Annotated in this window: 12 protein-coding genes; 6 read left to right on the top strand and 6 right to left on the bottom strand. The window is 71.6% G+C overall.

From position 1 onward, the window contains the following. The first annotated feature begins 121 nt into the window (after positions 1-121). On the top strand, positions 122-2,221 hold the full coding sequence (locus ACZ466_RS37570) for a UvrD-helicase domain-containing protein (RefSeq protein ID WP_378288750.1): 2,100 nt from the start codon (positions 122-124) through the stop codon (positions 2,219-2,221). Positions 2,222-2,295: 74 nt separating this feature from the next. Here the strand turns inward: ACZ466_RS37570 and ACZ466_RS37575 are convergent, their stop codons facing one another. Further along, a complete protein-coding gene (locus ACZ466_RS37575) occupies positions 2,296-5,973 on the bottom strand; it encodes an ATP-dependent DNA helicase (protein ID WP_378288752.1) in 3,678 nt (1,225 codons plus the stop codon). A 300-nt stretch (positions 5,974-6,273) separates the two neighbouring features. Between ACZ466_RS37575 and ACZ466_RS37580 the strand changes: the two genes are divergently transcribed. Further along, a complete protein-coding gene (locus tag ACZ466_RS37580; RefSeq protein ID WP_378288754.1) occupies positions 6,274-7,029 on the top strand; it encodes an integrase in 756 nt (251 codons plus the stop codon). Positions 7,030-7,036: 7 nt separating this feature from the next. Here ACZ466_RS37580 and ACZ466_RS37585 read toward each other — a convergent pair whose 3' ends face one another. Beyond that, positions 7,037-12,901 (bottom strand): WD40 domain-containing protein, encoded by a 5,865-nt coding sequence (locus ACZ466_RS37585; RefSeq protein WP_378288756.1) that lies wholly within the window; start codon positions 12,899-12,901, stop codon positions 7,037-7,039. A gap of 59 nt (positions 12,902-12,960) precedes the next feature. Between ACZ466_RS37585 and ACZ466_RS37590 the strand changes: the two genes are divergently transcribed. Then, on the top strand, positions 12,961-14,193 hold the full coding sequence (locus ACZ466_RS37590) for an ArsB/NhaD family transporter (protein WP_464041836.1): 1,233 nt from the start codon (positions 12,961-12,963) through the stop codon (positions 14,191-14,193). A 10-nt stretch (positions 14,194-14,203) separates the two neighbouring features. On the opposite strand, the gene ACZ466_RS37595 is transcribed toward ACZ466_RS37590, so the two are convergent. From ACZ466_RS37595 to ACZ466_RS37605, 3 genes are read right to left on the bottom strand one after another with little or no spacing between them, the layout of a single operon-like run. Further along, entirely contained in the window at positions 14,204-15,118 is a 915-nt protein-coding gene (locus ACZ466_RS37595) for an inositol monophosphatase family protein (RefSeq protein WP_378288768.1), read from the bottom strand. 2 nt (positions 15,119-15,120) lie between these two features. After that, positions 15,121-15,894 carry a hypothetical protein gene (locus ACZ466_RS37600; RefSeq protein WP_378288760.1) on the bottom strand — a complete coding sequence of 258 codons (774 nt, stop codon included), beginning with the start codon at positions 15,892-15,894 and terminating at the stop codon, positions 15,121-15,123. An 8-nt stretch (positions 15,895-15,902) separates the two neighbouring features. Next, positions 15,903-16,928 carry a hypothetical protein gene (locus tag ACZ466_RS37605; RefSeq protein ID WP_378288762.1) on the bottom strand — a complete coding sequence of 342 codons (1,026 nt, stop codon included), beginning with the start codon at positions 16,926-16,928 and terminating at the stop codon, positions 15,903-15,905. 149 nt (positions 16,929-17,077) lie between these two features. Between ACZ466_RS37605 and ACZ466_RS37610 the strand changes: the two genes are divergently transcribed. The 3 genes from ACZ466_RS37610 to ACZ466_RS37620 all read left to right on the top strand — a co-directional run bounded on the left by ACZ466_RS37610 (position 17,078) and on the right by ACZ466_RS37620 (position 23,107). Further along, positions 17,078-18,232 carry a sensor histidine kinase gene (locus tag ACZ466_RS37610; protein WP_378288764.1) on the top strand — a complete coding sequence of 385 codons (1,155 nt, stop codon included), beginning with the start codon at positions 17,078-17,080 and terminating at the stop codon, positions 18,230-18,232. A gap of 102 nt (positions 18,233-18,334) precedes the next feature. Further along, positions 18,335-20,452: an excinuclease ABC subunit UvrB gene (gene uvrB, locus ACZ466_RS37615; protein WP_378288766.1), complete on the top strand. Its 2,118-nt coding sequence runs from the start codon at positions 18,335-18,337 to the stop codon at positions 20,450-20,452. A 1,998-nt stretch (positions 20,453-22,450) separates the two neighbouring features. Next, positions 22,451-23,107: a hypothetical protein gene (locus ACZ466_RS37620; RefSeq protein ID WP_378281690.1), complete on the top strand. Its 657-nt coding sequence runs from the start codon at positions 22,451-22,453 to the stop codon at positions 23,105-23,107. Positions 23,108-24,065: 958 nt separating this feature from the next. Here ACZ466_RS37620 and ACZ466_RS37625 read toward each other — a convergent pair. Beyond that, on the bottom strand, positions 24,066-24,794 hold the full coding sequence (locus tag ACZ466_RS37625; protein ID WP_378281691.1) for a TetR/AcrR family transcriptional regulator: 729 nt from the start codon (positions 24,792-24,794) through the stop codon (positions 24,066-24,068). Positions 24,795-24,875: the final 81 nt, after the last annotated feature.

Raw genomic sequence — 24,875 nt, forward strand, 5'->3', positions numbered from 1 at the left:
TAGACCCGACCCCCGACGGTAGACATCGTGCCGCACCGATCACGAGAATTCAGCCGAGCCTGGCTCGTTCCGGCCAGGCTGAGACAACTGAACCCGACATCGCGGAAGGCGGGAACCCCCGGTGGCCAGACTCGCGATCGCGAAGAGCTTTCTGACAGGGTACGCAAACCTGGACAAGAAGGTCCGCAAGGCCGTGGACGCCGCGATCGACAAGTTCGAGGAGCACACCTTCGCGGGCCTTCACCTCGAGAAGATCCAGGGGGCGCGCGACCCTCGGGTGCGTACGATCAAGATCGACGACGGGCGCCGTGGCGTGGTGCTCAAACCCGAGACCGGCGACGTCTACTGCCTTCTCGCCGTCCTCGAGCATGACGCCGCCTACAAGTACGCCACCGGCCGCAAGTTCTCGGTCAACCACCGGCTCGGCCTGCTGGAGGTCCGCGACGCGCGGGCGCTGGACACCCTCAGACCCGCGCTCGGGGCGGTGGCGGAAACGACGGACGAACGACTGTTCGCCGACTTCTCCAACGCGGACCTGATCGGACTCGGCCTCGACGCGGAAGTGCTCCCGATCATACGGCTCGTCACCAACGACGATCACCTCGGTGCGCTGGAGACCATGCTGCCGGAGCCGCAGTTCCTCGCCCTCCTGGCGCTCGCGGACGGCATGACCCTCCAGGAGGCATGGGAGGAGGTCTGCCGGCTGCTGCCCGATTCGGAGCCCCCCGCCGAGGTGGACACCGCCGACCTGGTCACGGCCATGGAACGGACGCCCAGCGAAATCGCGTTCGTGTCCGGATCGGACGAACTGGCAAGCATCCTGGAGAACCCGTTCGCCCTGTGGCGGCTCTTCCTGCACCCGGCCCAGCGCAAACTCGCCTACCGCCCGTCCTACACCGGATCCGCCCAGGTCACCGGGGGAGCAGGAACGGGCAAGACCGTCACCGCCCTGCACCGGGCGCGCTATCTCGCGGCGCGATCCGAACGCGTCCTGGTGACCACGTTCACCACCACCCTTGCCGAGGCGCTGGGGCGCCAGCTCGATTTGCTGATCGAGGAACCGGACGTCCGCAAGCGCGTTGAGGTCATCAACGCGGACAAGCTCGCCTACCGGACGGTCAAGGAAGAGGCGGACGCGTACCCGCGGATCATCGGGGAGGCGGAACTGCAAGCCCTCTGGCACCGGGCGGCGGACCAGAGCAACGCCCCGTTCTCCCCCGCATTCCTGCACCGCGAATGGGAACAGGTCGTCCTGGCGCAAGGACTGACGAGCAAGGCGGCCTATCTGGCCTGCGACCGCCGTGGACGGGGCAGGCAGCTCAATCCGGCACAGCGCGAGCAGGCATGGGCCGCGATCGCTCGGTTCCAGGAGACGCTCGGGCGGACGAGGCAGGCCACCTACCTTCAACTCGCCGACCGGGCGGCCGAGATCTTCAAACGCCGCCCCGACCTCCGCTACCGGCACATCGTCGTGGACGAGGCGCAGGACCTCCACCCGTCCCGCTGGCGCATGCTGCGCGCCGCGGTCGATTCCGGCCCGGACGACCTGTTCATCGTGGGCGACCCGCATCAGCGGATCTACGACAACCGCGTCTCCCTGAAACGGCTCGAAATCAAGGTGGCGGGCCGTAGCCACCGACTGAAGCTGAGCTACCGCACGACCGCCGAGATTCTGACCTGGGCCGTACGGACCCTGGGGATCGAACCCGTCGCGGGCCTGGACGACGAGCCCGCGACGCTCGCCGGATTCAGATCCTCCCTCCACGGCCGCCGACCGGTAGTCCGCGCCTGCCCGGACGAGAAGACCGAACTGGACGACCTGGTCGACCAAGTGCGCGCATGGCTGGAAGCGGGCATCGAGCCGCACGCCATCGGCATCGCGGCCCGGTTCAACCCGGTGGCCGGCCGGGCCGAACAAGCGCTGAGGGACGCCGGAATCGCGACGATCTCGCTGGCGGCCTCAGGATCGGCCCCCGAATGCGTGCGCATCGGCTCGATGCACAGGATGAAGGGGCTGGAGTTCCGCTGCGTGGCGGTGATCGGGGTGAACGACGTCGCCTGCCCTGCTCCCAGAGCGCTCACGGACGAGGCGGAGGACCCGATCGCCCGCCGCCAGGACCTGCAACGTGAGCGCTGCCTGCTCTTCGTGGCCTGCACCCGGGCCCGTGACGCCCTCTACGTCTCCTACTCCGGCAACCGGAGTTCGTTCCTGCCGTTGTGAGACGAGGCCTGCGGGTGCTCCGGCGCGGCTCATCGCGCCGGAGCACGGCAGGTGGCGAGCCGGAACGGGACATTTCACGTCGGTTCTCCCGGGCGCGACTTCTTGATCTTCTTCTTGGAAGAGATCACGGGCCCTGCGCTGATGGGGCCGATGGCCGCTCTGGCCAATTCCGTCCAGGCCTGGACATTGACACCGTTCAGGTCGTTGGTCCGGAGGAGCGTACCTTGCGGGCCACCGCCCTCCTCGTAGGGAATCACCCCGCCATACCGATACCAGCGCTCTTTGCGGTCCCACATGGCCTTGTAGCCGGCGTTGTCGAGCATCCCCAGGTGCTCCCAGTAGATGGTCCGGCCATCGGGAGTGACGATCGTGAAATCAGGCTTGTACGTCGCACCGTTGAGCGTCAGCCGCCGTTCGTACTGCCACAGGCCGGGAGCCAACTCGTCGACGATCCCCGCAATGATCACTTCGTTCTTGCTGCGCACCACCGTTCCGTTCGCAGTGATATGGACGCGGTTGGCGTCCATGACCCCGGCGGGGGACCCGTCGGCGAACTGGACCTGCCGAGGGGCCGGCGGGGTGAAGAGATCGGTCAGTCGTCGTGCGGTATCCGAACCGGTGGACACGGTCAGGTCCAGCAGTTCGTCGATCGACCTCTCGTGCAGGAGCACCACGCGCTCCTGCTGCCGGGTGAGGGCGGTGTAGAGCATCTCCCGAGACAGCCTCCGGGCCGACCCGGGGAGCATCACGAACACCTTCCGGAATTCCGAGCCCTGTGACTTGTGGATCGTCATCGCCCAGGCCAGCTCAAGCGTCGGGTCGTCCTCGCTCTCCCCGCTGTACCTGTACGTGGCACCCGTCTGGGAGGAGAACTCGACGTCGGTCCAGCGCGGGTTGGAGCCCCGCTTGCCGAGCCGGCCGACGACCACTCCGATCTCGCCGTTGGCGACGTAGTCGAGCCCCGTCCCCCGCGGATACGCGTCACTTTTCCCGTTGGAGTTGTTCAGCACCTTGTCGCCAAGGACGATCTGCTCGGTGCCGAGTGGTGGCGGTGTCGTGCGATCCCGGCGAGGCTTCAGCGCGTCGGCGAGCGCCTTGCTCCGGTAGGTGCGTTTCAGATGCCGGTTGATCTCAACGGTGCCCCAGCCCCGGCCACGCGTAGGCGACAGGATCTGCCAGTCCTCGCAGCGTGACGCGGCGCCTCCCCTGCCCCATGGGAAGTTGACCCACTTGCCGTTGCGCTGCCCACCGTAGGACACCTCGAAAGCGCCCGAAGGATCGTCATCGGTGATGCCGATCTCATCGCGAAGGAGTTCGTCCAGCGTCTCCGTGGGACGCACCCCCTGCCATGGCACTGCGCCGAGCCGTTCCATCGACGAACCGTTGCGCAGCCGCTCCCAGACCTCCTCGAAACCTTGGGGAACCTCGTCCCCGGAGAACCAGGAGGCGAGCATGAGGTCGTCGCGTACGTGTCCTCCCTTCTGCCGCCGGAGTTCGGTGAGCTCGGCGTACCCCTGGGCGACGCGCGGGAACCTGGGGACCTCGCTTCCCGCCGTCAGATACGAGATCAGGTCCACGAAGGGGCGGCCCGATCCGATGGGCGGCAATTGACGAGGATCGCCCACCAGGATCAAGCGGTCGGGGAAGACCAGAGCATCGAGCAGCGCGCCCAGCTGCTCCTCGGTGAGCATGGACGATTCGTCGACGACCACCGTGCCGTAGCGGGGTGCCTTCTGCAGAGTGCCGTCAATGATGTAGGCGTTGGTCCTGCCGTCGTACCGGCGGCACTTGGTGAGGAACTGCGCGATGGTCTGCGCCTCCAGGCCGACCTTGGTCTGGAGCTGTACTCGGGCCTTTCCCGTCGGTGCGAGCAGCAACACCCCCTTGCCGCGCACCTCATCTCTGGTCGTCAGCGCTTTGATGAGGGTCGTCTTGCCGGTTCCCGCCCGTCCGTTGAGCACACTCAGGGGCGAGGAGTAGAGCTCCTCGAGCGCTGCGGCCTTCTCTAGCCGAGCCCGGTCTTCGGCCTGGGAATCGTCGTCATTCTCCGCCTGATACGAGCCGAGTACTTGATCCAGGCTTGATCGGAGGCCGGAGGGCGCGGTGATGCGGGGACGCGCGATCTGCGCGTCGACCACCTTCCTGATCACCTGGGCGGTCGTCTCCAGCCTTGTGAGCTTGAAGGTGGGTGTACCGTCGGCGAGCTTGGCGCCCGTCAACGGTGGCCAGTACGGGCTCTCCAGGCTGTACCGCAACTGGTCGGGATGGAGCCGATGGGCTCGCAGTATCGGTTCCGAGATCGGGCAGGGTTCGGCGAGGCGCCGCGCTTCGACCATCTCCATCGCGCGGTCCATCGGAACAAGGGTGTCCCCGTTCTGGGCTGCCTCCTCCAGCACCGCGACCAGCAGCGCCTGGACACGCCGGGCGTCGGCGCCGTCGGTCATTGCCGTCGGCTCTTGGAGGGGGAACCGCGCGCGGACGGAGGACTGGGGGAAACAGCCGCGGTCGACCACGTCGAACGGTACGGGATCAGGTCCACCGACAGTGCAGACATAGGCGTTATAGGGGTCGTCCAGGAGCTCTCCGTGCTCCACTTCTATCTCTGTAGAACCCTTGAAGAGGGCCGCCGCCTGATCGGGGGTGATGTGGAAACGTGCTAGCAGGCGCAGGACACGGAGGTGCTCTGGGGTAAGGCTTGTCCGCCACATCTTTCGATGGGTGTCGGGTATCGCCGCGTTCAGCTCGCCTGGACAGCCGACTGGATTCGCGATCGCATCGGCAAGCACCTCCCACGGGTCGGTGCCGTCCGGTGTGTGACGGGCGACGGCCCGTGCGAGGACCTGGCTGTGGGGGAACTTCAGTGCGCCTCCGAGTACCGCGCCGAGCCCTGGCATAGGACCTCGCATAGTCCAGAGCTCGCCGATGCGGTCGTCGACCCACTGCAGGGAGTGCTCTGGGATGTCGAGTCCGAGCTTCCGGCACCGTTGCGCCGCATGGAACAGCCTTTCCAAGGCGGCGATGGCGGTGTCATGTGAGACGTGCTCGGTGACATATGCGAACTCACGGCCGATCGCGGGAGCCCAGGCCAGAGCCTGCGTTACATCCTCACCTTCCTCGTCGAGCCGGGCCAGGTCCGCCACCGGGAGAAGCATGCCGCCGGTGCCGTCAGACCTGAGGGAGTGCAGGACCGCCGTCTCCCACATGTGATTGGGAAAGGCGCTCGCGCCGTCGGTGAGCCACCGCCCGGGGAGCTGGACATCGGTCACCCGGGCGGCTCCGACCAACAGGGGCCCGCCGTTGCGCGCGCTGTCGAACGGCGAGTGCTTCGCGTAGAAGAAGACCAGCGAGTCCGCAGGGTCAACGTCCTCGAAGAAGCGCTCGATCAGCGCCTGCTGATTGTCTCCATGGAGAACCCACTCTGGTGGGAAGCCGAGCGCGGCATCGACGGCATCCTCGCGTTCCGGAAGGTAGTCGACGTTATACGCGTTGACGACCTCGTCGACGTTTTTGCGGTGTAGCCAGAAATAGGGTGTCGCGTGTGCCCCGAATGCGGGGACAGTGACGGGGGTCGGCTTTATCCGACCCTTCAACGCCGGTGTGAAACCGTAGGGGTGCTCACGTTGGTACTGGAAAGGACGGCGGCTGAGGAAGGTGCCCCGCTCGGTCAGGCACCCGACCCGGTGAGCTTCCAGATCGTACAGTGCTTTGCCGGCGTGTGCCAGCTCGTAGCTGTCATCGCGCCGCTGGCCCACGTTTCGAAGTAGAACGCATGAGGCGTTCCCCAGGGGATCCTTACATACAGTTCCGGACCATCCGGAATCATGCCATGGGACACGAATTGACAGATGCGTACTACCGCTCATACCGCCGCTTTCCATCGAAGTGGATGGTCATGCTACGCCCCGTCTCCGACAATCGCAGTCCACCGCCGGAAGTCGATCTAGGCGTCCCCTCGCACTCCGGCTCCGATTCTGTTGATCTCGGACTGGAGCTCTGAGGCTGTGCCGGGTCGGGGATGATGGGGGTCTGGGGCAGACGGCGGGGAGGCCGGGATGCGGGTTGCGTGGGCTACGGAGCTGGGGGATCCGCGGCGGGGGAACGAGGACTTCGTGGCGGCGGCGCCCGGCGCCGTCGTGGTGCTGGACGGGTGCGGGCTGGCGCTGGGGACCGATCTCGGGTGTGTCCACGGGACGGCCTGGTACTCCCGCTCGCTGGGCATGAGGCTGCTCTCACGGCTCGTGGACGGGCTCGGGGACGCGCCGCAGGCGGGACCTCCCGTCGGGCCACCGGAGGGCGCGCACCGGCCCGATGAGCGGCCTCTGGTGGGACGTCTGGCGGGGGCCATCGCCGATGTGGCGGCGTCGCATCGGGCGACGTGCGACCTGACCTGCCCGACGACGCCCGCCGCGACGGTGGTGGCGCTCCGGGTTCGCGGCGATCTCGTCGACTACCTCGTGCTGGCGGACTCGACGCTGCTGCTGGACGGCGCGGACGGGCTCCAGGAGATCACCGGCGGGCCGTACTACGCGGCGGCGGACCCGTCGGCCGCCCAGTACGCGATCACGGGCACGGTGCCGCTGGGCGGCCTGCGTGCCGCCTACCTGATGACGGACGGGGCGACGCGGCCGGCCGACCTGTTCGGCATGGCGGACTGGCGGGGGCTGGCCGGGCTCGTGGAGAAGGAGGGGCCGGCCGCGCTGATCGCCCGTACGAGGGAGATCGAGCGGACCGACCCCAGGGGCATCCGGTGGCCCCGTGCGAAGCCCCACGACGACGCGACCGTCGCCCACTGCGTGTTCGAGGGCTGAGACGGGGTCAGAATTCGGCGTCCAGGGGGATCTGGCGCACCTCGGGCAGGTGGGCGTCGAGTTCGCCGGGCTCGAACCGGCACATGCCTATGGCGTACCAGAACTCCCCTGAGGTGTTCCCCTCGCCCTTGTAGCGGCCCTCGGGGGACAGCGCCGCCCAGCCCTCGGCCAGGCCGAGGAGGGTCGCGCGTTGGGACGGGGCGTTCCGGTCGGCGACGTCCCAGAGGAGCAGGGTTCCGTCGTCTCCGGCGCTGGCCAGCAGCGTGCCGTCGGGGCTGAACTCCACCGACCAGACCCGTCGCGTGTGGCCGGGCAGGGTGTGCAGGTGGTGGCCGGTACGGGCGTTCCACAGCCGGACGACCAGATCGTCGCCGGCGGTGGCGAGCAGCGTGCCGTCGGGGCTGAACGCGCACGTCCACAGCCGTCCGGTGTGGCGGGTGAGGACGTGCGAGGCGGTGCCCGAGCGGGTGTCCCAGAGGCGGGCGGTGCCGTCGTTGCTCGCGCTGGCGAGGGTGTCCCCGGACGGGTCGAACGCCACCCGGTAGACCCGGTCGGTGTGGCCGCGCAGTTCGGCGAGCAGCTCGCCGCTGCGGGCGCCCCAGACGCGGACCAGGCCGTCGTCGCAGCCGGTGGCGACGCGCTCGCCGCCGGGGGCGAAGGCGATCGAGCGGACCCGGCCGCGGTGCCCGGCGAGGTCGACGATCTCCCGCCCGGTGGTCCAGTACCACAGGCGCACGCTGTCGTCGTCGTTGGCGGTGGCCAGGACGTCCCCGGCGGGGTTGAACGCCTGCGCCCAGACGTGGTCGGTCTCCACGTTCAGCTCCCGCTCGAACGTGCCGGTGCCGGCCTGCCAGAGGTGCACGCCGCCGTCGTTGGTGGCGGTGGCGAGCTGGGCCCCGGCGGGGTTGAACGCGGCGGAGGTGAGGTTGTCGGCGACGCCGTGCAGCTCGCGCACCATCCGGCCGGTGCGCGGCTCCCACAGGCGGACGAGGCCGTCGTTGCCGCTGCTCGCCAGCAGGCCGCCGTCGGGGCTGAAGGCCACGCCGGTGGCGCGCCTGCCGTGGCCGCGCAGGACGGTGCGGCACTGGCCGGTCTCGGCGTCCCACAGGCGGGCGGTGCCGTCGTTGCTGCTGGTGGCGAGCTGGGCGCCGTCGGGACGGAACGCGAACGGCCACACCGCGCCCCGGTGCCCGGCCAGCTCCAGCCGCTGCCGTCCCGTGGCGGGGTCCCACAGCCGGACGGACCCGGCGCTGTCGGCGGTGGCCAGGCGGCTGCCGTCGGGGCTGAACGCGGCCTGGTAGATGGCGCCGCCGTGGCCCGGCAGGGTCAGCTTGTGGCGGGCGTCCTCCCAGAGCCGCACCGAGCCGTCGGTGTCGCCGGTCACCATGAGGCGGCCCTCGGGGTGGAACGCGATGGCGTAGACGCGTCCGGTGTGGCCGAGGAGCTCCTCACGGATCTCGCCCGTGCGGATGTCCCAGAGCCGTACGACCCCCGCTTCGTCCCCTGCGGCCAGGATGGAGCCGTCGGGGTGGAACACGGCCCGGAACACCGCGCCCCTGTGGCCGGTGAGGGTGCGGTGCAGGGCGCCCGTGCCCAGGTCCCACACGCGCAGGGTGCCGCCGGCGTCGCCGGTCACCATGAGGGACGCCCCAGGGTCGAAGACCGCCGTGTATACGGGGGCGGTGTGGCCGGGCAGCTCGTGCCGCAGGTTTCCCGTGGACGAGTCCCAGACCCGTATCGTGCCGTCCGCCGCACCGGCCGCGACGAGGGGATCGGGGCCCGGCCCCACGACGACGGGCCAGACGCCTTCGGGGTGGACGGTCAGGGTGTGCGCGCTGCGTCCCGTGGCGAGGTCCCACAGGCGCACCGTCCCGTCGGCCGCGCCCGTGGCGAGCATGTTGCCCGCCGAGTCGAAGGCGACCGCGTAGGCGCGGGCACGGTGGCCCTGGAGCGTGCGCAGCGGAGTGCCGGTGACGGCGTCGCACACCAGGACGCCCCCGTCCTCGCCCCCGACCGCCAGGACCGACCCGCCCGGACTGTAGGCCAGCGGCTGCGGGAGCCGGCTGGTCTGGAAGTGGAACCCGTACGGCACCCCGACCGCGGCGGGCGCCACCTGGATGTCGATGGGACGCCCCGGGGCGATGGCGGCCTCGCGCAGCTCGGGCGCGCGGGCGATGCGGTCGGGGAGCGTGGCGGCGATCAGCGCGGCCCGCGTCCACCGGCTGCCCTCCACGTCGGCGTCGCGCAGGTCGGCGCGGGCCAGCCGGGCCCGGGACAGGTCGGCGCCGCGCAGGTCGGCGCCGGTCAGGCGCGCCTCGTCCAGCCGCGCCCCGGCCAGCGAGGCGCCGCGCAGCACCGCCCGCGACAGGTTCGCCCCGACCAGCTGCGCGTCGGTCAGGTCGGCGCCGGTCAGGTCGACCTCCTGCAGGTCGCGGTACGACAGGTCCTCGCCCTGCAGCCGGGCGCCGCGCAGGTCGGTGCGGGCCGGCGTCCGCAACCGGGTGGTGATCTTGATGGCGTTGGCGCGGGCGGCGTCCCCGGCCTCCGGATCGGCCAGCACCCCGGCCACCCACTCCTGGCAGGCCCGGGTGTCGGCCAGGTCGCACACGAAGTCGACGGTGAGCGGGGACAGCGCGCGGTGCGCCAGCGCCTCCGGGGCCCGCCCCTCGGCGAACCGCTCCGCGATGTGCCGCGCCACCAGCCACTCCATGACCGAGCCGTGGATGAACCCGAACAGGCCCTCCTCGGTGCGGACCAGCAGGCTCCCCGCGCCCATCGCGTGCGTCACCTGGTGCGGCGACAGGCGCCCGTCGGTCAGGCCGCTCAGCGTGTCGGCGACGTCGGCGAGCTCGGCCAGGCGGAGGAACTGCTCGTTGCCCTCCCACAGCCGCAGCGCCAGGGTGCCGACCGCCGCCCACATGTCGTCGGCCGTCAGGCCCGACGGCCCGCCGCTCTGGCGGACCCGTTCGGCCTCGTAGGCCAGCCAGGACGACAGGATCTCCTGGTAGAGGTCGGCGGGGCTGACGGTCGCGCGCGCCTGGGCGACGGCCCGCAGCCGCTCCTCGGGCAGGTCGGCGATGAAACTCAGCATCCGCGGGTTGCTGGTCAGGCCGAGCAGCTCCCCGATGTCCTCCAGCGTGCGCAGCCGCGCGTCCGCGACCTCCTCGTCCCCGTACCGGCCCACGAGGTAGGAGCGCACCTGCGACGGCGTGAAGTCCTCCAGGCCCAGCACACGGCGGTGCGGCAGCACGCCGACCTTCTCGCCCATCGCGGTCAGCACCTGCGCCTGCGACTTGAAGTGCTGCGTGCGCCCGGCCACCACGATCTTCGCCTTGTCCTGCGCCGCCCGCAGCAGCGTGTCGAGGTGGTCGGCGGCCTGGTCGTAGGTCACCCGGGTGACCAGCTCGTCGAACCCGTCGAACAGCAGCACGATGCGGCCCTGCCGCAGCATGTAGTGGAACGCCTTGAGGTCGATCAGCTCCTCGCCGTGGTTGGCCAGGTGCGCGGCGACCAGGCCGTCCACCGAGTGCGCCTTGTCGAGCGCGCGCAGCTCGATGAGGATCGGGATGACGTGCGGCAGCTCGGCGGGGATGCGGCGGGCCAGCTCGCGCAGCGCGAAGGTCTTGCCGCGCCCGAAGTCGCCCAGCAGGAGCAGGAAGCGCCCGTGGTCGGCGGCGAGCAGGCGCAGCATCTCCCCGACGACGTCGGCGCGCACGTCCCGGTCCTGGGGCGCCTGGTCCTGGGGCGCCCGGTCGCCGTCCGCTTCCTCCTGCCGCTCGGACGGCGCGGGGACGCGGTCGAGCTCGCGGTAGCGCTGCGGCACGTACAGCGAGGGCGGGTAGAGGCCCCCGGCCGCCAGGCGGGACGTCTGCCCCGCGACGTACTCCGACAGGTCCAGCAGGCCCTGGAACTCGGTGAGGCTGCGCACCCGGATGCCGCGGCGCAGCGCGTCCTGGCGCAGCGAACGCGGCGGGGGCGTGCCCAGGTAGACCAGCTCCGAGCCGTAGTCGGCGCCGTCGGCGTGCACGTGCCGTACGAAGGCGTCCACGTCCGCGTCCGTCACCTGGCCGACGTGCGCGCCGATCCTGTACTGGCGGACGAAGCCGTCCTCCAGATGGGAGAGCAGGAGGTGGGGCGGGTCGGCGTCGATGCGGCGGATGGTCGCCTTCTCGAAACGGGTCTCGCACGCTTCGGCGATGCGGTCGAGCAGGCTCGCCGTCGGGTCGGGGGCAGGATCGGCGCCCTCGCCCTCGGACGCGCCCTCGCCCAGTTCGGGGGTCGGGCCCACGGGAAGTGCGGGCTGCGCGGCCTCCGCCGGGGGAGGGAACGTACCAACGGCCTTGGCCCATGTCCGTTCCAGGCGTTCGGGGCCGCGCCCTCCCGCGTCCTGCGCGGTCCACCGTTCCAGGCCGTCCCGCCTCAGGACGAGGACCTGGTGGCGCCCCGCCCCCAGCGAGGGCACGGACGGCACGTTCGAAGGCGTCAGCGGGATCGCGCCCAGCTCCGACTCGGTCCCCTGGAAGAACAGGTTCACGTGCCCGCCGAGCAGGGAATCGACCGTGTCGGCATCGCGCAGCGCCCCCGGCTCCCCGGGGACCAGGCCGTGCTCCACCGCGCCCAGGCGCAGCCAGCCCTCGTCCTCGAAATGCCGCAGCCGCTCGGTGAACCACGCCGCCTGTGCCTGGCCGGCCTGCCCGTACCGGTCCTCGGGACGGTGCGTCTGCGGCAGGGTCGAGTTGAGCCCGGCCACCACCACTTTCAGGTCCGGCACGGGGAACAGCGTCCACGGCTGCGCGCTGTCGAAGATGAGCGGGTCGAGCCCCTGGTAGAACTCCTTGAACAGCCCCGAGAAGTGGCGCCACTTGGGCCAGTACGGGGGCTGCGGGTCGATGTCGTCGGCCTCGCAGCTGGAGAAGTACGCCTGGCACGCGGCCCGGGTCACGTCATGGGTGCCCGGCACGATGACGACGCGCTGCGCCTCCAGGCCCAGCAGCGCGCGCAGGCTCGTCAGGAACGACAGCGCCTCGGTGAACTCCTTGCGGCTGCCCGAGTGCGTCAGGTTGCCCGTGACCACCAGCAGCTCCGGCCGGGGGACGCCCGCGTCCGCCAGCAGCGTCACCTCGCTCCAGATGCGGTTCTGCAACTCGGTCGCGGTGGTGGGCTCGCCCTCCTCGGCGAGCGTGCGGCCGAAGCGCGGGCCCGAGACGTGCAGCACGGTCAGGGTCTCGCGCGTGCTCTCCCCGTCCCCCTCCCCGGCGGGGAAGACCGGTGGAACGACGGGCGCACGGCGTGCGGGACGCTCACCCGTGGGCTCGGGCAAGCGCGACGAGGGCTCGGGCGACTGGGAAGGGGGTTCGGGCTGCTCCACGCGCCCGGCCAGGGGAGGACGCCCTCCGCCAGGGAATCCGGGGCCGTCGGAGGGACGGGCATGGCCCGCCAGGGCCTCCTCTATGCGCCGCATCAGCATCGTGCGCGCCCGGTCGGGGTCGTCGACCCCGACCAGGTCCACGTAGGTGATGGTGGACAGGAGCCCGTCGATGGGGCAGTCCTCGATCCTGACCGTCACCAGCTTGTTCGCGGGATCGTCCGGGTCGGCCCGCAACGCCGTCATCCACTCCCACCGGCCGTACCGTGAACGCAGGTAGTTGCGCGACAGCACCGCCACCACGACCTTGGCCTCCGACAGGCCGCGGTCCATGAAGTCGATGAAGTTCGTCCCCGCCACGAAGTCCCAGGCCTGCATCATCGTCCGGTGCCCCGCCGCCTCCAGCTGCCAGGCGATCCACGACGCCCAGCGCTCGTCGGCCGGCGAGTAGCTGATGAAGAAGTCGGTCGGACGCTCCTGCCTGAGGGGGACACCGGGGGGAGTCATGCGGCCAGTATCGCGCGCCCGCCGCCGTCCGCCCCAGGCGGCGCGCGGCCTATGGGATCATGGCGCCCGTGGTAGCGATCGGCCAGACCCTCCGCCGGCTGTGTCTCTCCGCGGGCGTGCTGGACTGGGTCCGCGTCGGGCTCCTGCTCATCGGCCTGCTCTTCGTCGCCACGGGCCTGCTGCCCGCCCACGAGGCCGAGGCCAGCGTCCGGCGGATCGGGCCGATGCTGGTCTTCCTGTTCGCCGTCATCGTCCTCGCGGAACTCACCAAAGAGGCAGGCGTCTTCGACGTCATCGCCGAACGGGTCGCTCGCGCGGGCCGCGGCGGCTACGGCGCCCTGTTCCTGCTGTGCGTGGCGTTCGCGTCCCTGACGACGGTCTTCCTCAACCTCGACACGACCGCGGTGCTGCTCACCCCCGTCATGCTGGCCCTGGCGGCGCGCACGGGCATCGCCGCCCTGCCGCTGGCCATGACGACCGTGTGGCTGGCCAACACCGCGAGCCTCCTGCTCCCGGTGTCCAACCTGACCAACCTCCTGGCCTCCGACAGGGTGGCCCTGGAGACGCCCGCGTTCGCCGAACGGATGTGGGCGCCGCAACTGGCCGCCCTTGCCGTCACCATGGTCCTGCTCTGGGTCTTCTACTGGCGGCGGGGCGCGCGCGGGGCCGACCGGTACGAGCCGCCGGCGCCCACGCCCATCGGTGACCCGGTGCTGTTCAGCGCCACCGGCCTGGCGTGCCTGGTGTTCATCGGCGCCGTCCTGGCGGGCGCCGAGACGGGCTGGGAGATCGCCGTCGCCGCCGGTGCGGCGGCGCTCATCGCCGTGGTCGCCTTCGCCGTGCGCGACCGCTCACACCTGAGACCCGCGCTGATCCCCTGGCAGCTGCTGGTGTTCGTCACCGGACTGTTCCTGGTGGTGCCCACCCTGAGCCGGTACGGGCTCGACACGGTGATGCGCGGCCTCATCGGCGAGGACGACGGCGTGGGCGGTGCCTTCCGCGCCGCGTTCGCCGGGGGCGGGCTGTCCAACGCCCTCAACAACCTCCCCGCCTACGTCGCGGGGGAGGCCGTGGTCCCGTCCGGCAACCACGACCAGCTGCTGGCGCTCCTCATCGGTACCAACGTGGGCCCGGTCATCACCCCGTGGGGGTCGCTGGCCACGCTGCTGTGGTTCGAGTGGTGCCGCCGCAGGGGAGTGGCCGTTCCCATGCGCACCTTCGTCCTGACCGGGGCGGTCCTGGCCGTGCTCGGATGCGCGGCGGCGACCGGGGCGCTCTTCCTCACGGCCTGAGGCCCCGGGGCTACCAGGCGAGGCGCAACTCGCCCGACGGACTCGCCTCGCGGGCCAGGCGGGTGGCCTTCGCGGTCGTCTCCAGAAGACGCTCCAGGAAAGCGGGCCGCGCCGCCACGAAACTGAGCTCGTCCGGGGAACGGTCGATACCGGGCTCGTAGGGGGAGCCGTCGAGCGCCCGTAGCTCGGCCCCGGCCTCGGTCGCCAGGATCGCCCCCGCGGGCAGGTCCACCACCTCCGGCCGGTAGCCCACGATCCCGTCGATGTCGCCGCGCGCCAGCATCACCCAGGCCACCAGCGGCGCCCACAACTGCAGCACCCGGCCGCTGCTGGCCTCCAGCACCGACCTGAGGGGGAAGGCCACCGGGTCGGAGCGGCCCACCTTGTGGCCCTGCGTCCACGCCACGACCGGGTTCTCCTTACGGCCCGGACGCAACGATCCGTTCAGCAGCAACGGCGCCCCGGACGGGCCCAGCGCCCCTTCCCCCTGGATCGCCGACCACGTCCGCCCGCTGACCGGGTCGTGCACGACCCCCAGCACCGGGACCGTGCCCGCGCACAACGCCAGGCCGACGGCGTACACGGGCATGCCGATCGCGACGTTGTTGGTGCCGTCCAGGGGATCGACCAGCCAGACCATGCCGGCGCCGTCCCCGCCGCCTTCACCGTCGGTGACGCCCGACTCCTCGGCGATGACCCGATGCCCCGGGTACGCCTCGCGCAGGCGCCCCAGGATGAGGGACTCCGCGGCGACGTCCAGCTCGGTCACCACGTCCCCGCCCGGGTCCTTCAGCCGCACGTCCAGAGGCGCGCCCATCCGCTCACGCAGCAGCGCCCCCGCCGCCTCGGCGGCCTCCACCGCCACCCGGCGGGCCGCGCCCAGATCGACCGGCACGCCCTGTGCGGACGGAACGCGCGATCCCATCGTCACCCCCGCGCCGTACGGCCGGACCGGCCGCGCCCACCCGGCTCCGCACCCCGCTCCGAGCCGGGCTCAAGGCCCGGTTCAAGGGAGGGCTCGGGCTCGGGCAGCGCGGGATGGGCGGCCTCGATGCGCCGCGCCGAACGCAGCGCCGCCCGGGCCGTCTCGTCGGGATCGCAGCGCAGCCTGCGCATCTGGTGGGAGGACGTGCCCAGCGGACCGAGCGAGAGATCGCCGCCGTCAGGGTCCTGCCGGCCCAGCGCAACCGTCGCCGCGTCCGGCCCGCCCTCGATGAACGTGCTGTGGAACACCCCGGCGGGCAGCGTGTAGACCGCGCCCGTGCCGTGCGTGCCGGTGTCGCCGGCGGCGTAACGAACCGTGCGGCCCGTGGCCTTCAGCTCGTCCACCTCGCCCCTGCTGACGACCTCGAAAACCCTGTGGGTGGCGCCGTCCGCCCCCGCGGGAGGAACGTCGGCCACACGCGCGCGGGTGTTCCGCACCTCGCCGTACAACACGAAGCTCACCAGCTCCCAGCTATGGCAGTGCACTCCGGAGGTCGTCGCCGCCACCGACTCTACCTCCGGAGTCCAGATATGCAGGCAGACGCCCAGGTCGCCCGTCCTCTCCACGGGCAGGCACAGGAAGCCCAGAGGATGCCGTACCGCCTCCACCGCGACCCTTCCCGCGGCGATGTCGTCCAGGACATGCCGCGCCCACCGTGGAACCGTCGCCGCCGCCGTGCCCGCGGCGATCTCCCGGCGAATCTCGGTGTAGCGCATGGCCTCTGCTACTCGTAGGGGTCCTTGGGACGGAGGGCCTTCCGGATGATCTCGACGACGTCCCGGTCGGTGTACGCGGCGGCCAGCTCGATCCCGATCACGTCGAACAGCTTGCGCACCTCCTCGACCGTGGGCTCGTCGTCCAGCGGCGCCAGCCGGGCCTGCTCCACCGGCACCCGCCGCGCCTGGTCCAGGCTGGTCTGCAGCTCCGCGCTGACCCACCCGTAGTAGAACTTGCCGCTGTCGACCACCAGCGCCTCGCCGCGCGGGTCGTCCCGCGTCACCACCACCCGGGACGCCGACAGGTCGTAGCGCAGCGTCGTCATCGTCCTGGACAGGCCGATGTCGATGTCGAGCATCCCGAACCGCTGCTTGTGCCAGCACGCCGACAGGATCGTCGCGTACGCCTCCTTGCGGGTGCGCTCCAGCGTCCACGGCTCGCCCGTTGCGTCGGGACCCTCGGCCACCGACCGCCGGTGCCGGGCGTAGTCCTCGCACACGGCCACGCTGGTCGGATCGATGATCTCCAGGCGGAACAGCAGGGTGCGCCGCTCCCGCCGCGCGGCCGCCACGCACTCGGGAAGCGTCTTGGCCCTGATGTAGGTTCCGGTGCCCCCCTTGAAGAACCACCGGTCGGTGTTGCGCCGGGCCTCCTCCAGCACCTGCGCCACCTGCGCGCCGCTGATGACCCTCACGACCGAGGTCTCCTCCAGCGCGCGCTTGGTGTCGGTCACCACGCCCTCGAAGGAATCGATCCGGCCGACCTTCTCGGTCAGCCCGTCGAGCGTGGCCGACGACGACCGCAGCGAGTCCCTGATCTCGTTCTCCACCGGGGCCCGCCGCGCCCGGTCGCGCAGCACCGACGTGGCCAGCAGGCCGACCACGGCCAGCACCGCGCTGTTGGTGATCTCGTCCTCGTTGGGCAGCTTCACCCCCAGGCCCAGCGCGGCCACGACGAGCGCCAGGACCAAGGCGATGACGGCGTCGGCGTTCTTGCCTGCCCAGGCGGCGAAGCGGGTCATCGTGAGCGTCATCCCCGTCGTTGTCGGTGTCGGCATCGTAACCACCGCGCCCGCGGCGGGGCCACCACGGGGACCGGCCCGCAGCGCCCTGCGCGCAAGGGTTTCCGCCGGGTCCCGACGGCCCGTGATAGAGAGCCCCACCTGCGCTATAAGCTCAGTCCATGACCGTCCGGGGCTGGTGGTCGGCACTGTGGCCGACACGTCGCTCGCGTGCCCTGGACGTCTCCCTCGCCGTCGGCCTGGCCGCGTTCGACGCCTTCTGGCTCTACTTCGCCCCCCAGCACTTCTGGCTGCCGCGCTGGGAGGTCTCGGCCGCCAGCGCCGTCTTGGGCCTGGCCCTGGTCGTACGGCGCCGCCACCCCGTGGGCCTGTCGGTGTTCGGCATCCTCTTCGCCACCCCCACCGGGGGCGGGGGCTTCTCCGGACTGGTCTCGCTGTACTCCCTGGGCGCCTACGCCGCGTCCCGGCGCACGGTCATCGCCGTCGCCCTGGCCGGGTACGTGATGTTCCTGCTCTTCCCGGGGCCCACCGCCGCAGACGAACCGCTCCTCGCCCAGGCCACGTTCGGGTTCGCCTTCACCGCGCCCCCCGTCCTTCTGGGCCTGTACATGGGCACCCGCAAGCAACTGTTCGCCTCCCTCCAGGAACGCGCCGAACGGCTGGAGCGCGAGCAGCACCTCCTGGCCGAACGGGCCCGCGGCGAGGAACGCACCCGCATCGCCCGCGAGATGCACGACGTGGTGGCCAACCGGGTCAGCGTCATGGTCGTCCACGCCGGGGCCCTCAAGGCCATCGCCGTCCGCGACCCGGCCCGCGCGGCCGAGACCGCCACCGTCATCGGGGACATGGGCCGGCAGGCGCTGGAGGAGCTCCGCCAGGTGATCGGCGTGCTGCGGCAGGGCGAGGAGGCGCTGCCGCAGGACTCGCCCACCCTGACGGAGATCCGCGAGCTGATCGGGCAGTCCAGCGCCGCCGGGCTCAGCGTGGACCTGTCGGTCCAGGGCGAGGAGCGGCCCATGCCCGCCGCCGTCGGCCGCACCCTGTACCGGCTGGTCCAGGAGGCGCTGACCAACGTCCACAAGCACGCCGGCGACGCCGACACCTCGATCGAGCTGTCCCTGATCCCGGAGGCCGTCGAGGTGGAGATCCGCAACGAGCCGCCCCGTGCCGGGCCACGGCACGGGCTGCCCAGCGGCGGGAACGGCCTGCTCGGCCTGCGCGAGCGGGTCACCGGGCTGGGCGGCAGCTTCGAGGCGGGCCCCCGCGACCACGGCGGCTTCGCCGTCCGCGCCAGGCTCCCGCTGCCTGCCACCTGACCTGCGGAAATAATAGAGCGGCCGCGATTGTCGTACCCCCTGCATACAGTGGTGGGAGCGGGTCATAGCGGCCCGCCGGTCCGAGCAGGGAAGAGGCGAGGGATGCGGCCGATCACGGATCTGCGGCGCCGGGTGGCGCCGTTCGAGGTGGTCACGGAGATGACGCCGTCCGGCGACCAGCCGCAGGCCATCGCCCAGCTGGGCGAGCGGATCGGGCGCGGCGACAAGGACGCCGTCCTGCTCGGCGCCACCGGCACCGGCAAGACCGCCACGATCGCCTGGCTGGTGGAGCAGCTCCAGCGGCCCGTGCTGGTCATGCAGCCCAACAAGACCCTGGCCGCCCAGTTCGCCAACGAGCTGCGCGAGATGATGCCCGCCAACGCCGTCGAGTACTTCGTCTCCTACTACGACTACTACCAGCCCGAGGCCTACATCCCGCAGACCGACACCTACATCGAGAAGGACTCCTCGATCAACGACGAGGTCGACCGGCTGCGGCACTCGGCGACCAACTCGCTGCTCACCCGCCGCGACACCGTCGTGGTCGCGTCCGTCTCCTGCATCTACGGCCTGGGCACCCCGCAGGAGTACGTCGACCGGATGGTGCGGCTGCGGGTCGGCGACGAGATCGAGCGCGACGACCTGCTCCGGCAGCTGGTCGGCATGCAGTACGCCCGCAACGACCTGGCCTTCACCCGGGGCACCTTCCGGGTCCGCGGCGACACCGTCGAGATCATCCCGCAGTACGAGGAGCTCGCCGTCCGGATCGAGATGTTCGGCGACGAGATCGAGAAGCTGGCCACCCTGCACCCCCTCACCGGCGAGGTCCTCAGCGAGGACGAGGAGCTCTACGTCTTCCCCGCCTCCCACTACGTCGCCGGCCCCGAGCGGATGGAGCGGGCGATCGGCGGCATCGAGGCCGAGCTGGAGGAGACCCTCGCCACGATGGAGGCGCAGGGCAAGCTGCTGGAGGCCCAGCGGCTGCGCATGCGCACCACCTACGACATCGAGATGATGCGCCAGGTCGGCACCTGCTCGGGCATCGAGAACTACTCCCGCCACATCGACGGCCGCGAGGCGGGTTCGGCCCCCAACACCCTGCTGGACTTCTTCCCCGAGGACTTCCTGCTGGTCATCGACGAGTCCCACCAGACCGTCCCGCAGATCGGCGCGATGTACGAGGGCGACGCGTCCCGCAAGCGGATGCTGGTCGAGCACGGCTTCCGGCTGCCGTCGGCGATCGACAACCGCCCGCTGAAGTGGGAGGAGTTCCTGGAGCGGATCGGCCAGACGATCTACCTGTCGGCCACCCCCGGCTCCTACGAGATGAACCGCGTCGGCGGCGACGTCGTCGAGCAGGTCATCCGCCCCACCGGCCTGGTCGACCCCGAGATCGTGGTGAAGACCACCAAGGGCCAGATCGACGACCTCATCCACGAGATCCGGCTGCGCACCGAGAAGGACGAGCGGGTCCTGGTCACCACCCTCACCAAGAAGATGGCCGAGGACCTCACCGACTACCTGCTGGAGCTGGGCATCCAGGTCCGCTACCTGCACAGCGAGGTCGACACCCTGCGCCGCATCGAGCTGCTGCGCGAGCTGCGCGCGGGCGAGTTCGACGTGCTGGTCGGCATCAACCTGCTGCGCGAGGGCCTCGACCTGCCCGAGGTGTCCCTGGTCGCCATCCTCGACGCCGACAAGGAGGGCTTCCTGCGCTCGGAGACCTCCCTGATCCAGACCATCGGCCGTGCCGCCCGGAACGTCTCCGGCCAGGTCCACATGTACGCCGACACGGTGACGCCGTCCATGGAACGGGCGATCGAGGAGACCAACCGCCGCCGCGCCAAGCAGATCGCCTACAACGAGGAGCACGGCATCGAGCCGACCGCCCTCCGCAAGCGCATCGCCGACATCCTCGACTCCCTGGCCCGCGAGGACGCCGACACCGAGACCCTCATCGGCGGCGCCGGCCGCCAGCAGAGCCGCGGCAAGGCCCCCGTCCCGGGCCTGGCCTCCCGCACCAGGGAGGCGGGCCGCCACGCCGCCGACCTGGTCGGCGAGCGCCCCCGCGAGGAGCTGGAGGCCCTGATCGACCAGATGACCGACCAGATGCACCAGGCCGCCACCGACCTGCAGTTCGAGCTCGCCGCCCGCCTCCGCGACGAGATCAAGGAACTCAAACGCGAACTGAGGGAAATGAAGGAGGCCGGCGTCAAATAACCGCCGGGGCACGGCACCGAGCGGTGCCGCGCGGAGCCGCACCCCAGGGAATGCCGACTCCCACCCCCCCCGGCAGCCCTGCGCCGGCCTGGCCCTGGGCCCACTGTGGCCGCCGGTACTACTGCGCAACGGCGCGGCCCCGCAGCCCGCGCGTGGACGCAGCGCCGCCACCACCCCACCAGAGCCCGAGAAGGCCGCGCCACCATCAGATGACGTCGCCGCGGTCGGCCACTCGTGGGCTGGCGCCGCGCCCCGTGTCGGCCCCCTCGTCGGGCCCGAGCCCGACGAGAAGCCACGCTGCCATCAGGTGCCGTCGCGGCGGTCGGCCACCCCCGGCCGGCGCCGCGCCGCGTGCCGGCGCCCTCCTCGAGCCCGAGCCCGACCGGCTGGCGAACCGGCGGCGGGGCGTCGTCCCGGGATGCTGCTGCTTCGACCGAGCCACGGCGCCGCTGGGCCGCCCAGCCCCAGAAACCGCCGCCCGGCGCGCTGGGCGCCCAGGAACGAGGAGACGCCCACCGCCGCTGGAGGGACACCACGGCCCGCGTCGGCGCTGCGTCGCCCGGCGATCCCGTGTCGGCCGGGCACTCCCGCCCATGCGGGTCAGGCGAGAGGACGGCGCCCGACGGCGGACGGCGGCGACGCCCCGTCCAGCGCTGCACCCCACGCCCGCCTAGTCCGTGCGCCTGCGCCGTGCAGCCGCGCCAGGCCGACGGGAGCAGCGTGCGGCGAAGGGCAAAGGCGCCGCCGCTCGGCTCCGGGCCGCTGGGCAGCGGCGCCGCTCCGCGCTTGCGCAGGCCGCCGCGCACTGACGCCGCGAGGCGGTCGAGCTGGGCCAGCCGGTCGGTTGCACGCGGCGCCGTGCCCGTGGCAGGCGCGGCGATGAGCGCCCGCCGCGGGGCCCAGGTCGGCGAGCGGGGCGGCGCGCTGCCCGCGGCCGCTCCGCACGCCAGCGCCGCCGGGTCTGCGCCGCCTGGGTCTGCGCTCCTCGCCACCCGTGCCGCTGGCCGCCATGCGAGCGCCGGTGCGCCGGGCGCCCGTCGCCGCGTCTCGGCGGCCCCGGCGCCCGTGCCTGCGCCGCAGCGCAAGGCGGGCGCCGCCGCCGGCTGCCGGCGCCTGCCGGCCGCCCCCGCATGCGGCCCGCGCGGCTTGGGTCGGAGTGCGGGCGGCGCCGAGGGCGCCGGCGTGCGGCGGCCCCAGGGGATCAAGGCCGGTTCGCCGGACGACGCTCATCCAGCGACGCTGCGCACAGGGTGCGGAGGCCGTTCAGTTGGCGGCGGCGCCCTGCTCGCCAGCAGCGATCGCGGCGGTGCGGGCGGGCACGCGCACCGCCTCCAGGCCCAGTGCGGGCGGCGGCACGCCTGCCGGGGGCGCCGCGCCGATCGCGGCCGCGGCCCGCGCTGCCGCCGACTCGTCGGCGAACGCGTGTCCTCCTGGAGTCGCCGTGGTGCTCCACGCCGCGGATCGCGGGTGACGGCGCCGTGGTGATGCCGGAGCCGGGCCGACGGCCACGTGCCCCGCGTCTGGGTGCGCCGACCCGGCGCCCATGGCCGTAGAGCCTCTCCGGCCCTCGCCGCCTTGGCCGACGACCTCGGGCTGACGGTGACCGTGCGGGCCCCGGCGGAGGGGGGCGTCGGCGCACCCGGCTTGACCGGCCGCGGTGGTCGAGCGGTCTCCCGTCGTCCGGACGCGTGCCTGGATGCGGCGCGTGCCTCGTGACGAGCCGCTCGAATGCCGGGTGGAACCGGCCGCCTCAGCTGCTCAGGGGGTTGCAGGGCAGGTGGGGTGATGGTCGAGGGCGGGAAGGTGCCCCTTCGACTCGGCGCGAGCCAGGCCGCCGCTGGTACTGCGATGTCGTGGTTGAGGACGGTTCTGCCCTCGCTGAGGCTGGTGAGCGTCCTGTCGCCCCGAGAGCACGCGAGCGCGAGGATCGCCGTCTGGTACCGGGCAGGGCATCGCGTCCGGGCCGTCGCTTGCGGCCGGTTCGTGGGAAAATCAGGAATGCCGTACGACGCATCGAAGATCGAGGTTCTTGAGGGGTTCGAGGCGGTCCGCCGTCGTCCGCAGATGTACTTCGGGGGGACGGCACGCGGGAATCCGGCTCTGCCCGGCGTGGCGCTTGCCCTTGTCGTGCAGGACGCCCTGGTCGAGGAGGCGCCGTACGGGCCGCTGACCGTACGAGTCGTCGTCGACGGCCCGCACACGTTCTCGGTCGAGGACGACGGGCCCGGGCTTCCGGTCGAACCGATGTGTCCCGGGCGGCGGCCGGCGATCACGGAGTTGATGACGTCCCTGATGTGCGGCCAGATCCCCATGCGCAGGTGGGGCATGGGGATGGTGACCGCGCTGTGCACGGAGGTCGTCGCGGACGTGTGGCGGGACGGGCGGCACTACCGGCAGCGCGCCGGTTGGCAGGACCTCGAAACCCCGCTCGAGGTGGTGGGAGAGAGCAGCCGGCACGGGACGCGCGTGGCCTACCGCCTGGACGACGCCTACCTGGCGCCGGCGGAGCTTCCGTTTGACCTGATACCGCTGCTGGAGCCGTTGTTCTCATTGCCGCACCATTACGACGAGGTACCGCGTCCGTCGCCGGGGACCATGATCGAGCTGATCGACCACCGGCACGCGAAGCGGACGGCGTCGCTCCGCTCTCCGTGATCGCTCGACGCGCCACGGCCAGTAACCCGCCTGGTGATCTTCGCCCCGGCCACCGTCCACGAACACGGCCGCGACCATCTCGGCGCGGGCCTGCCCGTCCGCCATATGGTCCTGCCCTGCGCCAGGAAACGGCCGTCCTCACCCAGGATCGTGAGCTGCTCGTCGTTCCCAGCCGCCAGTCCGGCAGCTCGGAGCTCTTGCCGCCGTCCGCAGGGGAATGAACCACCGCGAGCATCGAACCGTCCGGGCTCAGCCGCTGGACGCTCATCTGGCGGCCCTTGAGCCTGGGCAGCGCGGCCGGCCCGGGCCTGGTCGACGTGCACCTTGCCGTGTCGTTCGGCGCGCCAGGGGCGGTGACCTTGTCATCGGTGCCGGCGAGCAGGAGGTCGCCGGGCTGGAATCAGTGTGTCCGACGCCGCGCCAGACGATGACCTGCGGTCGTCCCCGCCGGATCTGATGTTCATCGGCTGCGGGGGCGCCGGCGGCCGAAGCCGCCCTCGGAGTCGGTGACCTGGCCGGTGATCCGGCGCGCCTCGTCGGTCACCGGCCAGGTGATCAGGCGCGCCGGGTCGTCCGGCTGGCCGTAGCGGCCGAAGGGGGAACATCGGCGCGACCATTTCCCACATCTCCTCGGTCAGGTTCACCGGCCCCGGGTTGACCGTGTTGAGCTGGTCGGACAGCTGGTCGGCCAGGGGCACGGTGATGCCTTCGAGCGCGGCTTTGGCGGCGCCGTAGGCGACCTCGCCGGGGAGCGGCCGGAATAGGGCGGAAAGGGGCCGCTGCGAGAGCGTTCGCGAGGTCAGTGGCGACGGCGGTTCACGGGGTAGTGGCAGCGGGCCTGGTCAGTGGGGTCGGCGTCAGCGGTGACCTTGGCTGAGGTCTGAGAGGCGGACGTAGGTGCCCAGGCCGGCCAGATGGGCGTAACAGATTCTGTGTCACGGGCAAGCGTGGGAACGGTTCAGGCGGGTGGCGAGTAGTCGAGACCGAGTATGGCGGCCAGGTCGCGGAGGGTCTCCTCGTAGATGGGGGCAGGGTCGGAGTACACGAAGTCGAGCTGGTTGAGGACCTCCATGCACAGCAGCCCGTACAGCCTGATCCAGCAGGACAGGGCCACGTGGAGTGCTTCGATGGGCAGGTCGCGGCCCAGGGAGGTGGCGTAGAGGCGCAGTTGCTCGCGGACGGAAGGGGCCAGGTCTTCGGGCGTGGGGACGGGGAAGCGCTGACGGGTCCACAGCTCCTCGATCTGCTGGAGGAAGACCAGTTCGAAGTCGCGGGCGGCCTGGTTGCGGGGGGTGTCGGGGCGGAGGCGGGCGGAGGCGGCGGCCGGGATGGGGCTGGCGAAGATCCATCCGAACTCGGCGGGGTGGGCGGTGGCCCAGTGGCGCATGGCGCGGCAGGTGGCCAGCAGCCGCTCGGCGGCGGTGCCGTTGGCGGGGTCGTCGCGGGCGGTCTCCATCGCCGTGGTGAGCTCGCGCAGGAAGTCGGCGGTCACGCCCGCGACCAGGTCGTCGTGCGAGGCGAAGTAGTGGTAGAGCGCGGGTCCGCTCATGCCCATCCGGCGGGCGACCGCGTTGATCGTCACCGCCGCGGGCCCCTGGGTGGTCAGCAGCTCGCGGGCGGCCTCGCGGATCTCGGCGAGCGTCGCCTGGCGGAGCTTCTCACGCCTGCGGGCGGTGGGGGCGGCCATGGCGGTCCTTTCTCGGGAACGTTGACAGCCTAGCGGCTCTATGCTTCCTTAGAGGTTCTAAAACTTCTAGAGCCTCTAAGG

It is taken from the genome of Actinomadura rugatobispora (assembly GCF_055379765.1).